The 13,259-nt window shown below is 35.1% G+C and carries 15 protein-coding genes; 7 read left to right on the plus strand and 8 right to left on the minus strand.

The annotated features are described in order from the left end of the window. Window positions 1–74: 74 nt before the first annotated feature. Both ABWU28_RS00440 and ABWU28_RS00445 read right to left on the minus strand, forming a co-directional pair. Window positions 75–272, minus strand: coding sequence for a hypothetical protein (locus ABWU28_RS00440; protein ID WP_230609272.1), 198 nt, complete (start codon window positions 270–272; stop codon window positions 75–77). After that, window positions 262–666 (minus strand): P44/Msp2 family outer membrane protein, encoded by a 405-nt coding sequence (locus ABWU28_RS00445; protein ID WP_353275300.1) that lies wholly within the window; start codon window positions 664–666, stop codon window positions 262–264. The genes ABWU28_RS00440 and ABWU28_RS00445 overlap by 11 nt, the downstream gene beginning before the upstream one ends. A gap of 119 nt (window positions 667–785) precedes the next feature. On the opposite strand from ABWU28_RS00445, the gene ABWU28_RS00450 reads away from it, so the two are divergent. Both ABWU28_RS00450 and grxD read left to right on the plus strand, forming a co-directional pair. Further along, window positions 786–1,004 (plus strand): BolA/IbaG family iron-sulfur metabolism protein, encoded by a 219-nt coding sequence (locus ABWU28_RS00450; protein ID WP_007302571.1) that lies wholly within the window; start codon window positions 786–788, stop codon window positions 1,002–1,004. Window positions 1,005–1,020: 16 nt separating this feature from the next. Then, the gene (gene grxD, locus ABWU28_RS00455; RefSeq protein ID WP_007302570.1) at window positions 1,021–1,338 is read left to right on the plus strand and encodes a Grx4 family monothiol glutaredoxin; all 318 of its coding nucleotides are present in this window, start codon (window positions 1,021–1,023) and stop codon (window positions 1,336–1,338) included. A 57-nt stretch (window positions 1,339–1,395) separates the two neighbouring features. On the opposite strand, the gene ABWU28_RS00460 is transcribed toward grxD, so the two are convergent. Then, on the minus strand, window positions 1,396–2,307 hold the full coding sequence (locus tag ABWU28_RS00460; protein WP_231834404.1) for a hypothetical protein: 912 nt from the start codon (window positions 2,305–2,307) through the stop codon (window positions 1,396–1,398). 148 nt (window positions 2,308–2,455) lie between these two features. Further along, window positions 2,456–3,490: an efflux RND transporter periplasmic adaptor subunit gene (locus ABWU28_RS00465; RefSeq protein WP_353275303.1), complete on the minus strand. Its 1,035-nt coding sequence runs from the start codon at window positions 3,488–3,490 to the stop codon at window positions 2,456–2,458. Between the two features lie 265 nt (window positions 3,491–3,755). On the opposite strand from ABWU28_RS00465, the gene ABWU28_RS00470 reads away from it, so the two are divergent. Then, on the plus strand, window positions 3,756–4,016 hold the full coding sequence (locus ABWU28_RS00470) for a hypothetical protein (protein WP_353275305.1): 261 nt from the start codon (window positions 3,756–3,758) through the stop codon (window positions 4,014–4,016). 694 nt (window positions 4,017–4,710) lie between these two features. On the opposite strand, the gene ABWU28_RS00475 is transcribed toward ABWU28_RS00470, so the two are convergent. From ABWU28_RS00475 to ABWU28_RS00485, 3 genes are all read right to left on the minus strand, one after another. Further along, on the minus strand, window positions 4,711–5,667 hold the full coding sequence (locus ABWU28_RS00475) for an IS5 family transposase (RefSeq protein ID WP_213863789.1): 957 nt from the start codon (window positions 5,665–5,667) through the stop codon (window positions 4,711–4,713). Between the two features lie 237 nt (window positions 5,668–5,904). Then, complete coding sequence (locus ABWU28_RS00480) at window positions 5,905–6,258, minus strand: TrbC/VirB2 family protein (RefSeq protein ID WP_230608996.1); 354 nt, start codon at window positions 6,256–6,258, stop codon at window positions 5,905–5,907. Between the two features lie 20 nt (window positions 6,259–6,278). Further along, window positions 6,279–6,599 (minus strand): TrbC/VirB2 family protein, encoded by a 321-nt coding sequence (locus ABWU28_RS00485; protein ID WP_264684879.1) that lies wholly within the window; start codon window positions 6,597–6,599, stop codon window positions 6,279–6,281. Window positions 6,600–6,727: 128 nt separating this feature from the next. On the opposite strand from ABWU28_RS00485, the gene ABWU28_RS00490 reads away from it, so the two are divergent. The 4 genes from ABWU28_RS00490 (at window position 6,728) to ABWU28_RS00505 (ending at window position 12,305) form a co-directional block, all read left to right on the plus strand. Further along, the gene (locus ABWU28_RS00490) at window positions 6,728–7,543 is read left to right on the plus strand and encodes a YihY/virulence factor BrkB family protein (protein WP_254229992.1); all 816 of its coding nucleotides are present in this window, start codon (window positions 6,728–6,730) and stop codon (window positions 7,541–7,543) included. Continuing rightward, a complete protein-coding gene (locus tag ABWU28_RS00495) occupies window positions 7,530–8,294 on the plus strand; it encodes an SDR family oxidoreductase (protein WP_006013430.1) in 765 nt (254 codons plus the stop codon). The genes ABWU28_RS00490 and ABWU28_RS00495 overlap by 14 nt, the downstream gene beginning before the upstream one ends. A gap of 116 nt (window positions 8,295–8,410) precedes the next feature. Next, window positions 8,411–11,686 (plus strand): carbamoyl-phosphate synthase large subunit, encoded by a 3,276-nt coding sequence (gene carB / locus ABWU28_RS00500; RefSeq protein ID WP_264684878.1) that lies wholly within the window; start codon window positions 8,411–8,413, stop codon window positions 11,684–11,686. A 271-nt stretch (window positions 11,687–11,957) separates the two neighbouring features. Beyond that, on the plus strand, window positions 11,958–12,305 hold the full coding sequence (locus ABWU28_RS00505; RefSeq protein ID WP_353275309.1) for a diacylglycerol kinase: 348 nt from the start codon (window positions 11,958–11,960) through the stop codon (window positions 12,303–12,305). Window positions 12,306–12,311: 6 nt separating this feature from the next. On the opposite strand, the gene ABWU28_RS00510 is transcribed toward ABWU28_RS00505, so the two are convergent. Further along, window positions 12,312–13,244, minus strand: coding sequence for an RluA family pseudouridine synthase (locus tag ABWU28_RS00510; protein WP_353275311.1), 933 nt, complete (start codon window positions 13,242–13,244; stop codon window positions 12,312–12,314). Window positions 13,245–13,259: the final 15 nt, after the last annotated feature.

Consider the following 13,259-nt stretch of genomic DNA (forward strand, 5'->3'; position numbering starts at 1 on the left):
TAAAGCTTCACTTACGTTCACCATACCACTAGCCTAGCCCTCCAACCACATGATGCTTGCAGTTTATGCCCCTCTCACGATTGAGCATCTTCTTTTTCAAGAGGAGGTTCATTGTCCGCATCGCTTGGCACCAACCGGTTGCCCGATTCGCACTGATGCGTAGACTCAGACGGCAAAACATCTGGTTTAATAAGTTTTAGAATCCTTTCAGTTTCTTTCTGAATGAATTCCTCTCCTTTTAAACAATATGACCGAAGACTTTCAGGTCGCACCATTACGACGAAGTTCAATATATCTTGCTTTTCCTTTATCTGAGTAATCTTCATCATCTAAGTTAGTCTGAGAATATAGAACTTCAAGATCAACTCTCATATTTTTGAATACATATCCTATTGAAGCACCACCTGCAAGTCCTGGAACGTATTTAGGACTATATCCAGCCTCAATCCTCTCCTCCTCATTAAAGCTAAAAACACCTTCCGTTACATTTTCACCTGCATCTTCTTTTCCTTTTAGAGAACCTATTGCATTGAAAAATGCTCCAAAATAGTTAGCTTGAATATAAAAATTCTTTAAATTATTTATTTCACTATCATAAGATAAGCACCTAAATGAAAAAGTGAGCAAAGTTAGTAGGTATGTAAATTTAAATCTTTTATTCGCCATATAAACCTCACATAATTTCACTTTTATGCTAACATACTTCTATTTTTTATGTAGCAATTTTTTATTGCGCTCAGTTGTTTTAGATTTAGAATAAGAGTATTGTAATTTAAAGTGAATCAATGGTTGTTGCAGTTCATGAATTAGAGAAAATTATCAAACAGTCATTCCCTGGTGCCGATATAAAGATTAAGGATCTTGCTGGAGATGATGATCACTACCATTTAAAAATAACTTCCCAGTGTTTTTCTGGAAGGACAAAAATAGAACAACATAGAATGGTATATAAGGCTCTTGAAGGTCAATCTATACATGCATTGCAACTAGAAACTGGAGCTTAAAATTAAGGTGATATTTATGAACAACTTTGAACAAATAAAAAAAGACATAGCAGAAAACGATGTAGTGCTGTATATGAAAGGCACCTCTGACTTTCCTCAATGCGGATTCTCTGGGCTCGTCGTATCAATTCTCAAAAATTTGAATGTAAAGTTTAAATGCATCAACGTACTTGAGAATGATGAAATACGTCAGTCCATAAAAAGTTTTTCTGATTGGCCAACAATTCCACAAATATATATAAAGGGAGAGTTTATTGGTGGCTGTGACATAATCCGCGAGATGTATGAAAAAGGTGAATTACAGAGTTTATTGAAAGAAAAACAGATTGTTTAGTAAGGAAATAAGCAAGAAAAAAATAGGCGTGCCTCACACCTAGCCTGATTAAAAACTTTAGTTTTTTGACTTTTGTACACTATTTGTACATAAGACATTCTCTTTAAGAAATGTACCAGGCCAAGTAATATTTGCCTGTACATCACTAATAGCGCGTGCCATATTTACATTTTGTTTAGCCTTTTTTATTAGAGAACTTAATGACGTACTGATTTTATCAATAATGCGCAGATCAGCTTTAGGAACACTTGCTTCAATTGCTTTCAGACCACTTTGCACTTTATCAAGGCTATCACTTCTTATGGCAGCAGCAATATCTATAAACAATCGCTTTAGCTCTCGAGGTTGATCTTTTATAGTAAAAAGATAGTCTGGAACGATTTCGTAATCACCATTAACATTTTGTGTGCAATATTCTTCAATAGCCTCTTTTGCATCGTAGTAATCTTGTGGATTATCAGAACAAGAATATGCTGCACAAGATTCATTTCTATAATAAGGACTCCCATTACTCTCAATGTTTTCTATTCTCTTCTTTACACTAGAAACTAAACCTTTTCCAAATACGATAGTATCGTCTCTGTCTGATTTTGAAACAGCCTCTAATAGAGTAGGTATTGCGTCTTGTCTGTAACTAAAGATAAATTCTATGCATGGAATATTACCCAAACTATTTCTAGGGCCTTCTCCACACAAAAATTTACTTGGAACATGTTGTATAAAAAAGTTAACTACATCACTTGAACTACTGTCTCCTAGCATAAGTAAAAACTCGGGAAATCTAGGATATTTATTCAAAAATAATGCACCATATATTTCATCGTCAATTGACTCCAATTCATTGTCAAAAATAATACTCCTTATCTTATTATAATCTAGCTCATTTATAGCTTCTTTTAACTTTTTATTTAAGTCAAGGTTATTCAACTCACGATAACGCTTATACTTTTCTTCACTAATACGTGGCATATAATACACTCTTTTTTTATAAAACATTTATATAACTAGCTTTCTTGTTAATAATTGTCAATACTTAGATAAGTATATTAGTAAGTATTTTTATAATTATTGCTAACACGGAATTTTATCTGATTTTTACTAAAAGTGTATATACAAGCTAAACCTTATCACCAGGCTTAACAAATAGATGACCCAATGTTATTAACTTTATAGGCTTACTTTCATTATTTGCGACTACCCAAACTCCATCGTCTTCATAATCAACAATTTCTATTGCTGTAAATACTACATAATTATTATCATCAACAATCTTTATTCCAAGAATACCATCGTCATTTAAGCTTAAGGCCGAAGAAGGAATTTTATATGCAAATCTTTCACCTGAAGGGAGGCTTACACTAGCAGTCAGTCCTTGCAAAGATATAATCTCATTATCAGTTACCTTTACCTCCACTCTATAAGATCCAGTTTTAGGCTCAGCAATTTTACTAATAAAACTCACTTCACCTACTAATTCCCTTCCGTCTAGCAAATTAATTTGCGCTGTGCTACCTAGCTTTATTTTATTTACTTCATTTTCTGAAACATATAACACCACAAGAACCTGATCAAAATTAACTATGTCAGTTATCTTATGTCCAAGATTAACAAAATCCCCTTCATTTACGTTGATCTTATCTACATAACCATCAATAGGGGATTTAATCGCAGTATTTTCTAAATCCAACTCTAGCCTTTTTAGGTCAGCTTTTGCACTCTGCAATGCAGTAAAAGCTGATTCCACTCTTATCTGTGCTCCATACCCCTTTGTATTCAATTTTCGAGAGGAATCATACTCAATTTCACGCTGATTTAATAAAGCTTTGGCTTTTTCAACTTGCTCAACTCTGTCATAATCTTCTATCTTTAAAATTACATCGCCTCTTTTTACTTTTTCACCATCAGACAAATAAATAGCAATAACTTGACCACTTGTTCTTGAGACAAGGCTGAACCTATGCAAGGGATTTACCGTACCAGAAAAATTTAAATATACAGCGCGATTTTGTGGAGTATAATCCTGAGTTTTTACTGAAAAACTACTAATTGGATTATCACTATGAACCGCCTGATCTTTTTTTAAAAATGTACTATTGATAAAAAACAGTAGAATAAGAGCCATACCGGAAACGATGATTACTTTGTTTCTCATCCTTAAACAGTAAAATTTATTGACCAATCTTGTTAGAAATAACTGCATAAATTTTCAAATATCAGAAGTATAAGTATAATACATCTATTGTCACTCTATAAACAGTTTTACGTAAGCAAATTTTCCTACAATAAGTAAGTTTGCCAAAATGAAATTTTTAATTAAGAAACCTTATCCGAAAAGTTATTATGTCAATATAAGAATTAACATTATATTAGCATATAAGTACTAACGTGCTATTAGTTTGATAATTAAGGAGTATATTATGACAAACCCTATACTAAACCCTCCATTTCAATGGAAGGCACTTCATGATTGCTATAGAGAATGTGAAGAAAAGTCCCCAGGTAATAGTTGGTGGGTAACAGCAGAGCGAAATAATTGCAAGTGGTACTGTCGTCTGAAAGATACTCATGGCTTATTTAAATCTGATTCACAAGAAGAGTCGACACCTATTGATATAAGTAGTACATTCAGAGAGATTGGAAATAAATTCTATGATCTCGCAGATTCAGTGCTATTATGAAGTAAAATAAAGGATCAAAGTTCAATTAGTAAGTCTACTTTTGTAGAGTTACTCTCTCATATTGACTCAACTGCAGAGCTGAAGTGCTAATGCCTGATTTTTTTTACTGACTTCCCGTATTTTCAGGAAGAGGAGATCCTATTAACTCTATCTTGGTCTGTTGTACCACAATGTTCGTACAGCAACTAAAAGGGTGTCATTCCAGCGCGTGACGCTGGAATGGCTTTGTTGCATCGCTATCTACGGCGGATTAAAGATAAAAAAGATGAAGAATATCAGTAGCTTATTATTCTAGCATTTATAGTAAGGACGGTCAGTGAATATCTAAATTTGAGTAAAAGAAATTTTACTACCATTCACTAATCTAGCTAAAATTCAAGAATTTCAATGCTTTAGCTATTTTAAGTAGAATTAAATTTACTAATACAAACAATAAATTACTATTCTTAAATTTGATCAGATTGACTGCAAAAAAATAAGATTTTCAATAAGTTGCTTGTATAGTTAGCCTTTCATAGGTAGCGATGCAACAAAGCCCGCTGGAATCCATAATCTTTTCAAAAACTCAGAATTCCTGGATCCCACCTGGGATGACACCTATTTTTTCGGTGCTCCCTTTCTTGTCATTCCAGTGCGTGAAACTGGAATGGCTTTGTTGCACAGCTCTTCGGATAGTGGGTAATGTATAATAAATTCATGAAGCTATATCAAACTTAGCCATGCCTATTTCAGTAAATTTGTTAAGCAAATAACACTTGAGTAGCAGTTCCTTCTCACGATTAATCTCAGATTTATTCCTAAAACTAAATCCAAATATTTGCTTCAGTCGCGAGAAAAAACTTTCTATATAAGATCTCTTCCAATAATTTATCTCTTTTTTCCACCTCTTCATACCATCTTCATCATATGACTTTATGAGCTTGATTGTAGAATTTCTCTCATTCATATAATCCAACTTTGGATGCTCTACTGCATTATTTTGCGGAGGAATCCTTGTCTTTATGTCAAGCTCATCGCACAGTTTGTATAACTTCTTTCGATTATATGCCCTATCTGCATATATCGTGCTTATGTTATACTTGGTATCCACTCTTTCAATAAGATCACAGGCTCCATAGTGGTCGGAATAAACTCCACTACTGTATTTTGCAGCTATAACTTTTTTACTACCTATCTCTAGCATTACATGTAGCTTTCTTGTTTGCTCATAGCGGCGATACTTTCTATCTGTACCATTTGCCTTACTATGGCCTGGAATATTATTGTAGATGCTGATACCTGTACTATCTATAGCAATTTCAATATCTTCCATATCGTTCTTATCAACTCTGCAGTCGTTGATTTTGATATTAAGCTTTTTAAACCTTCTTGAAGCCTGCGAATAGCTGATAATTTGCAAAATTTTCCCTATTTGCTCAAGATATTTCTCTATAAATCCCACTGTTTGCCTAAGACCAATCCTGAATAGATAGGTTATTATGTGAATTAGAATCACTACTTTGTCGCTGTAGACATTGTTGCCACCTGCTACTTTTGGACTATTTTCGTACCAATTTTCAATGGCATCGTTGATATAATGAAAAACATTTCCCCTTTCTTGAAGAAATTTGTTATATTCATTGCAGTTACTGACTTTCATTCTTATTGGCATATTTTTCCTTTGTCGGCTAAATATCTATTTTATAACAAATTCCATCAGTAACTGCCTGTTCTTTCCTTGAGTGGTGCAACAAAGCCATCCCAGTGTCAAGCACTGGGATGACACCGTCATAAAGTAAACCAGTACTTGGATGAACTGGCAAAAATTGCTCTTAAATCACAAGTTCGTGCAATGATGGTGCTTCTTTAAGAAGCACCATTTGCTAATGTTTTGAAGCTTTAATGCTTATTATGCGCATGTATTTGTTGTTGCATTCCATGTTTTACCATCAGGGCAAGCAGTTGCACCATCTTTACAAATCACACCACCTGGTACTATTTTTGAAACAACTACAGGTGCACCAAAAAACACAGCAGTAAATGCACCAAGTGCAAAAAGCGCTGGCCATGGCATTCTGCCAAATATTGCCAGCAATGCTGCACCTATTATCACTATTGTAATCATAGGCCCGCCTATACCGTGAGTATAGCCTACTATTTTGCATATTGTATTGGTTGTTGCATCATCAGTAACAGCAGCAGCAAAAGCATTATCAAATGCAAAGGAAAGAATTAAAGCTACAAGTAGAAGAAAATTTTTCATTATGCCTCCAGTAATTTCTATTACTTATCCGCTACTGCACCGTTTTTACAAATCACACCTTCTGGTGTTATTTTTGAAACGACTACAGGAGCGCCAAAAAACACAGCAGTGAACGCACCGAGTGCAAAAAGCGCTGGCCATGGCATTCTGCCGAATATCGCAAGCAAAGCTGCACCAATTATCACTATTGTGATCATCGGTCCACCTATGCCGTGAGTATAGCCTATTATCTTGCATATCACTGATGATGTTGTATCATTTTTATCAACAAAAGTATTTTTAGCATTTGCATCAAATGCAAAGGAAAGAATTAAAGCTACAAGTAGAAGAAAATTTTTCATTATGCCTCCGTATTTAACGCTGGATTATCTATCATTTTGATTAAATTTAAGTAAACGGTGAGGATTTTTTGCTTAAAAGTATGCTTTATTTCATTTAGAATACTTTTCTTAGTTTATTTATATTACAAGTGCTACAGAAATTTTATAGTATCGTTTATTGCCTTTATCGTGCTTTAATTGACACAATTTATAATGATGGAGTGGAGCACGCAGGGTATCTATCATTTTTAATCCTGTTATCAATATTTCCTTTTCTTATTGTTTTAATAGCCATGGCATCAACGTTCGCAAATTTCTTAGATCAATACAATGTCGGCTGGGCATTTATTATTGATAACATGCCACAGGATATTTTATCATCTTTGATGCCACGTATTAGGGAGATAATATCAGGCCCTCCGCAAAGCTTATTAACCTTGGCAATTGTAGGCGCTGTTTGGACTGCCTCATCGACAATTGAAGGATTCAGAACGATATTGAATAAGGCCTATAAAGTCCCGGTTTCATCGCCTTATATATGGAGAAGGGTGCTCAGTATATTACAATTTTTAGCAATTACGCTTGTTACAACTCTGACTATAGTATTTTTTACATTAGTGCCAATGTTAATTGATTTTTCTTACCAAGGGCTAAGTTATACTAGATATTTACTTATTGAGTTTTTGCTTTTTACTATAGTATCTTGGCTATATTTTACATTGCCAAACATAAAACAAAACTTATCAGACGTATTTCCCGGATCTTGTGTAGCTGTTATTCTTTGGACGATCTCTGCTTCAGCTTTCAAGCAATACTTAAAAGCTTCCTTTGACCAACTGAATTTGATATATGGAAGTTTAGGTGGTGTGATAGTATCGTTACTATTTTTTTATGTGCTAAGTTTGATTTTTATATATGGAGCAAAATTTAATTTTCAGCTAAAATATTTCAATGGATCTTGCTAAGGAGAAAGAAATGGGTGACTTAGAAGGTAAAATAGCTTTAATTACCGGAGCTTCAGGTGGAATAGGCTCTTCTGTTGCAAAAAGATTTGTAAAAGAAGGTGCATGTGTAATTCTGATTTCCAGATCTCTTGATAATCTCAAGCCATTGTATAACGAAATTGAAGAGCTGAAAGAAGGCTCTGTGAAACTAATTCAGCTTGACCTTTTAGACTTTGAAAACGTAGAAAAACTGGCAAATATGATAGAAAGCCCAAAATTATCAGAATCTGGAACACTTGATATACTGATTGCATGCACTGAAATTTTAGGTAAGTTGAGCTCTGTTCATGATTGTGAGCTTGAAGATCTACAGAACGTAATGAATACAAATTTTACTGCCAGTTGGTACTTGCTAAAAAATTTGGGTCCAATACTAAAAAAGTCTAATGCTGGAAGAGCGATATTCATGACCTCAGAGATAACACTTTCTCCTTCCTCTTATCCATATTGGGTACCATATGCTGCAAGTAAGGCTGCACTAGAAGCAATGGTGAAGATATATGCATCTGAGACAAAACATACGAACTTATGCATAAATGCCGTGTATTCGGAAGGGCCTATCGATAGTGAAATGTATAAGCAAGCATTTTCGGGAAAAGATATATCTGAATTGGTGCCACCTGATAAACTGACAGACAAATTTGTAGAACTTGCTTCTGAAGATTGTAGCATATCAGGACAAATCTTACCACTTAGCAAATCTCCCGAGTAAATTACCATAGTATCTGCAAAGATACTGTTAAGCCTAAAGGTAGTTAGGTTTAATAAAAATTCACATACACAGGAAAGATTGGTAACATTATTTGAGTCGAGACTATTATTGTAATTATGCCAAAACGCACAGATATAGAATCTATATTAGTAATAGGAGCAGGCCCAATAGTTATAGGTCAGGCATGCGAGTTTGATTATTCTGGAACGCAAAGCTGTAAAGTATTAAAAAGTGAAGGTTATAAAGTCATTTTAGTTAACTCCAACCCCGCAACTATAATGACAGATCCTGAATTCTCTGATGCAACTTATATTGAGCCGGTGCTACCTGAAATCATAGAGAAAATTATAATTAAGGAGATGCCAGATGCAATATTGCCAACAATGGGCGGGCAAACAGCACTCAATTGCGCAATAAAACTTGCAGATGATGGAGTGTTAGACAAATACAACGTAGAATTAATAGGAGTAAATAGAGAAGCAATAAAAAAAGCGGAAGATAGAGAATTATTTCGCCAATCCATGGATAAAATAGGTCTAAAATACCCCAAAAGTATCATTATAAAAAATCAAGAACAAATAAAAAAGGCTTTGGATTACATTGGATTACCAGCAATCATCCGTTCATCATTCACTCTTGGTGGCGCAGGTAGCGGCATAGCATACAATAAAGAGGAGTTTTTCAATATTGCAGAAAGTGCTCTAAAAATTTCACCAATAAATGAAGTTCAGATAGATGAATCAATTATGGGCTGGAAGGAATATGAAATGGAAGTTATCCGTGACTGCAAGGATAACTGTATAATAGTGTGTTCAATAGAAAATATTGATCCAATGGGAGTGCACACCGGAGATAGTATCACAGTTGCTCCTGCTTTGACTCTGCGTGATGCTGAATATCAACAAATGAGAAATGCATCTATAGCAGTGTTGAGAGAAATTGATGTTAGCGCCGGTGGTGCAAATGTTCAGTTTGCAGTGAATCCTAAAGAAGATGGAAGCCTCGTTGTAATTGAAATGAATCCAAGGGTTTCTCGCTCCTCTGCACTTGCTTCGAAAGCAACAGGCTATCCTATTGCAAAAGTTGTAACTAAACTTGCTATTGGCTATTCGCTCGATGAAATATGTAACGACTGTGCTCCAGTTATACCTGCTGCATTCGAACCAGTGATTGATTATATCGTCACTAAAATTCCTCGATTTGAGTTTGAGAAATTTAAGGGGACGAATTGTGAACTATCAACCTCCATGAAATCAGTGGGAGAAGTAATGTCTATAGGCCGCACTTTTAATGAGTCACTACAGAAAGCTTTTCGCTCACTTGAAACAGGGCTCACGGGACTTGATGAAGTGTTTTCTGAAGACACAGATGTTAAATCTCAATTAGCAAAATTGCTGCCAAACAGATTACTGATTGCTGCTGACGCAATGCGTCACGGAATTAGCATAGAAGAAATAAATTCGATTACAGGATATGACTTATGGTTTCTGCAAAATATACAGCAAATCATCTTGGCTGAACAAAAAATCAAGGAAAACGGCCTTCCTGGAACTGCATATGAAATGTTAGAGCTGAAAAAAATGGGGTTTTCAGATGCAAGATTGGCAAAATTAAGCAATAAGAAAGTAGAACAAATTGAAGCAATAAGGAAAAAATTTGATGTTAATCCAGTTTATAAGCGTGTAGACACCTGTGCAGCTGAATTTGAATCGAGCACTGCTTATATGTATGGCTGTTATGAGAGTAACACAATCCAGCGTGTGACTAGAGATAAGGAAGAATGGATCCCAGTGTCAGCTACTCGGATGACAGAGGGAATGGAGTGCGAAGCAGATGTTTCTGACCGAGAAAAGGTTGTCATTTTAGGAAGTGGTCCAAATCGCATTGGTCAAGGTATTGAGTTTGATTATGCATGCGTACATGCAGCTTCTGCCGCCAAAGAAATGGGGTATGAAACAATAATGATTAACTGTAATCCAGAAACCGTTTCAACTGATTATGATACCGCTGATCGTTTATATTTCGCCCCACTGATTGCAGAGGATGTGCTTGAAATACTAAGCAAAGAGCAAGAAAATGGCACACTGGTTGGTGTAATAGTTCAAATAGGTGGTCAAACACCTTTAAAGTTAGCCAAAGTGCTTAACGAGAGAGGTTTCAAAATTCTGGGAACTTCGTTTGATTCTATTGACCTTGCAGAAGATCGCATGAGGTTTAAAAACCTTGCTTTGCAACTTAATTTAAAACAACCTGAAAGTTCTATCTGCCATTCAGTAGAAGAAGCGTTAACCAACGCAGAAAAGGTGGGGTTTCCACTAGTAGTTAGGCCATCATATGTCCTCGGCGGTCAGTCTATGTCGATTAGACATGATACTCAGAGCTTTAAAGAGTATGTCTTGAATCAAACCAAAATTTTTGAACACGGATCGCTTCTTCTTGATAAATTTTTAGTCAATGCAGTTGAGGTTGACGTTGATGCTGTGTGTGATGGGGAAAAAGTTTTCATTGCAGCGGTCATGGAGCATATTGAAGAAGCTGGTATCCACTCTGGCGATTCAACATGCTCAATACCGACAAACACATTGAGTGACGAAGTAATAAAAGAGATCGAGCTCCAAACTGAAAGAATAGCTCTTGCACTAGAAGCGAAAGGTCTGATAAACATTCAGTTTGCTGTTCAAGAGAGTGATGTATGCATACTTGAAGTAAATTTACGAGCTAGTCGAACCGTTCCTTTTATTTCCAAGGTAATCAATATTCCTATTGCAAAGCTTGCCACTCAGGTTATTTTGGGTAAAATTTTGAATCAGGAAAACAAGCCTTTCAATCATTTTGCAGTTAAAGCTGCTGTTTTTCCATTTACCCGCTTTGCAGGAGTTGATACTTTACTTGGTCCTGAAATGAAATCAACAGGAGAAGTGATGGGAATTGACTCATCTTTCGAAGCTGCACTTGCAAAAGTGCACATGGCTGCAGGATACAAGTTACCAACAGAAGGAACAGCTCTGATTTCAGTAAAAGATGATGATAAAGAGTATATATTGACTGTTGCACGAATGTTGAAAGAACTGAGTTTTGAAATATATGCCACCAAAGGCACAGCTTCGTATCTGAACAATAACGGCATTGCTGCAAAAGCTGTAAATAAAGTGAGAGAAGGCAGACCCCACATAGTTGATATGCTCAAAGATGGAAAAATAAATCTAGTAATCAATACCTCAAAAGGTGTGAAATCAGTTTCAGATAGCAAAGATATCAGGAGAACTGCTATTTTGCAAAATATAGCTTATAGCACCACAGCTTCTGGGAGTAAAGCGTTAGCGCTTGCAATTCAATATGTAAAGAATAGCAAATTGGAAGTGAAATCATTACAGCAGATACAAAATGTTTAAATATCAAGACTATAATAAATTATTACTTATTTCAAAATGAGGATCGTGTAAGCTAAGGCGAGAGAAATTTAATTAAAGGATTTTTGTGTCAGTATCAATATATAACTGCCTTGAGCGTTTGTTGAAAGGCTTTGTACTAATTTTCTTGATTCAAACAATATGCTAGACTTTAACTTAAAAATCTTTGTAAGTGATCACGACTGAAAGGTGTTTTCATGCATTTTTTACCTGAGTGCAATAAGTGTAGTTCATTGAGTTTCCAAAATTGATAATGAAGAAAAGCATTACTCGTCTAATAAAAGCAATTCAATACTCCTGTGAAGGAATAAAATCAGCTTTTGTATCAGAAGTTGCGTTTAGACAGGAGTTACTGCTTTTTATAATATGTGTTTCAACTTTGTTTGTTTTAGATGTAAGTAATTTAGAACGTGCAGTAATGGTAAGTAGCCTATTTTTGGTGTTAATTGTAGAAATTATTAACACTGCTTTTGAAACAACAATTGAGCGTATTTCCAGTGAACAACATATACTTTCAAAAAAAGTGAAAGATCTAGGTAGTGCAGCAGTTTTTCTCTCATTAATTAACCTCTTGATAACATGGATGATAATATTGATATGAATGTTGTTAAGATATATTTTCAAATTCACCGATTAAGACTTGCATGTCTTGTGGTAAATCAGAAACAAATTCTATATATTCTTTACTTTTTGGATGATATAAGCCTAGCGTGTGAGCATGTAGTGCCTGTCTATTGAAATTACGGATAAAGTCAGAGTTTTTAGCATGTTTTTCACTTTTACTACTATTTTTTCCGTAAACTTGATCACCAACTACAGAATGTCCTATGTGGCTCATGTGTACTCGAATTTGGTGTGTTCTGCCTGTCTCTAAAGTACATTTAACCAGGCTTGCTTGCCCTATAATTTTCTTCACTGAATAATGAGTGATTGCTAATTTACCTGCTGTTTTTGTGACACACATCATTTCTTTATTACTGCGTTTTGGAGCAATATGGGTTTTTACTGTTCCTTGCAGATTAGGTAATGCTCCCCAAATTACTGCTAAGTATTCCCTTTTTATTTTACGATTTGATAGCAGTTCAGACAAGAAGCTGTGGGATTGTTCATTTTTTGCAATTACCATGAGTCCACTAGTATCTTTATCAAGCCTGTGAACAATTCCTGGTCTTGTATTTGTATATGGAATTTTGCCAAGGTGAGCGATCACCGCATTCAGGAGTGTATCATTGTTTGTTCCAGCACCTGGGTGTACTGTTAATCTACTTTGTTTACTCAGAACTATAATGTCCCCATCTTCGTAGATGATATCAAGCTTTATATTATAGTTAGGTTCAATTGATGTGGATATGTCAGGTTGAACGAGATGTACTATATACTCTTCACCTGGTTTTACTATGTGGTCATTATTAATTATCGGCGTGCCAAATAATGTTACCCGCTTATCTTGTATCAATCTTTGCGCTTTACTGCGTGATATGTTGCACTTTTTAGCTATGTAAGTATCTAGCCTTAATTTTTTTTTCGTCACTATTAACATTTAAGGTTATATCTA

It is taken from the genome of Wolbachia endosymbiont (group B) of Pilophorus perplexus (genome assembly GCF_964028155.1).
In the GTDB taxonomy this organism is placed as follows: Bacteria; Pseudomonadota; Alphaproteobacteria; order Rickettsiales; family Anaplasmataceae; genus Wolbachia.

Coding starts and splice junctions, on each gene's coding strand:
- ABWU28_RS00445 (WP_353275300.1), bottom strand. CDS start 666: ATGGCGAATAAAAGATTTAAATTTACATACCTACTAACTTTGCTCACT.
- ABWU28_RS00450 (WP_007302571.1), top strand. CDS start 786: ATGGTTGTTGCAGTTCATGAATTAGAGAAAATTATCAAACAGTCATTC.
- grxD (WP_007302570.1), top strand. CDS start 1,021: ATGAACAACTTTGAACAAATAAAAAAAGACATAGCAGAAAACGATGTA.
- ABWU28_RS00460 (WP_231834404.1), bottom strand. CDS start 2,307: ATGCCACGTATTAGTGAAGAAAAGTATAAGCGTTATCGTGAGTTGAAT.
- ABWU28_RS00465 (WP_353275303.1), bottom strand. CDS start 3,490: ATGAGAAACAAAGTAATCATCGTTTCCGGTATGGCTCTTATTCTACTG.
- ABWU28_RS00470 (WP_353275305.1), top strand. CDS start 3,756: ATGACAAACCCTATACTAAACCCTCCATTTCAATGGAAGGCACTTCAT.
- ABWU28_RS00475 (WP_213863789.1), bottom strand. CDS start 5,667: ATGCCAATAAGAATGAAAGTCAGTAACTGCAATGAATATAACAAATTT.
- ABWU28_RS00480 (WP_230608996.1), bottom strand. CDS start 6,258: ATGAAAAATTTTCTTCTACTTGTAGCTTTAATTCTTTCCTTTGCATTT.
- ABWU28_RS00485 (WP_264684879.1), bottom strand. CDS start 6,599: ATGAAAAATTTTCTTCTACTTGTAGCTTTAATTCTTTCCTTTGCATTT.
- ABWU28_RS00495 (WP_006013430.1), top strand. CDS start 7,530: ATGGATCTTGCTAAGGAGAAAGAAATGGGTGACTTAGAAGGTAAAATA.
- carB (WP_264684878.1), top strand. CDS start 8,411: ATGCCAAAACGCACAGATATAGAATCTATATTAGTAATAGGAGCAGGC.
- ABWU28_RS00505 (WP_353275309.1), top strand. CDS start 11,958: ATGAAGAAAAGCATTACTCGTCTAATAAAAGCAATTCAATACTCCTGT.
- ABWU28_RS00510 (WP_353275311.1), bottom strand. CDS start 13,244: ATGTTAATAGTGACGAAAAAAAAATTAAGGCTAGATACTTACATAGCT.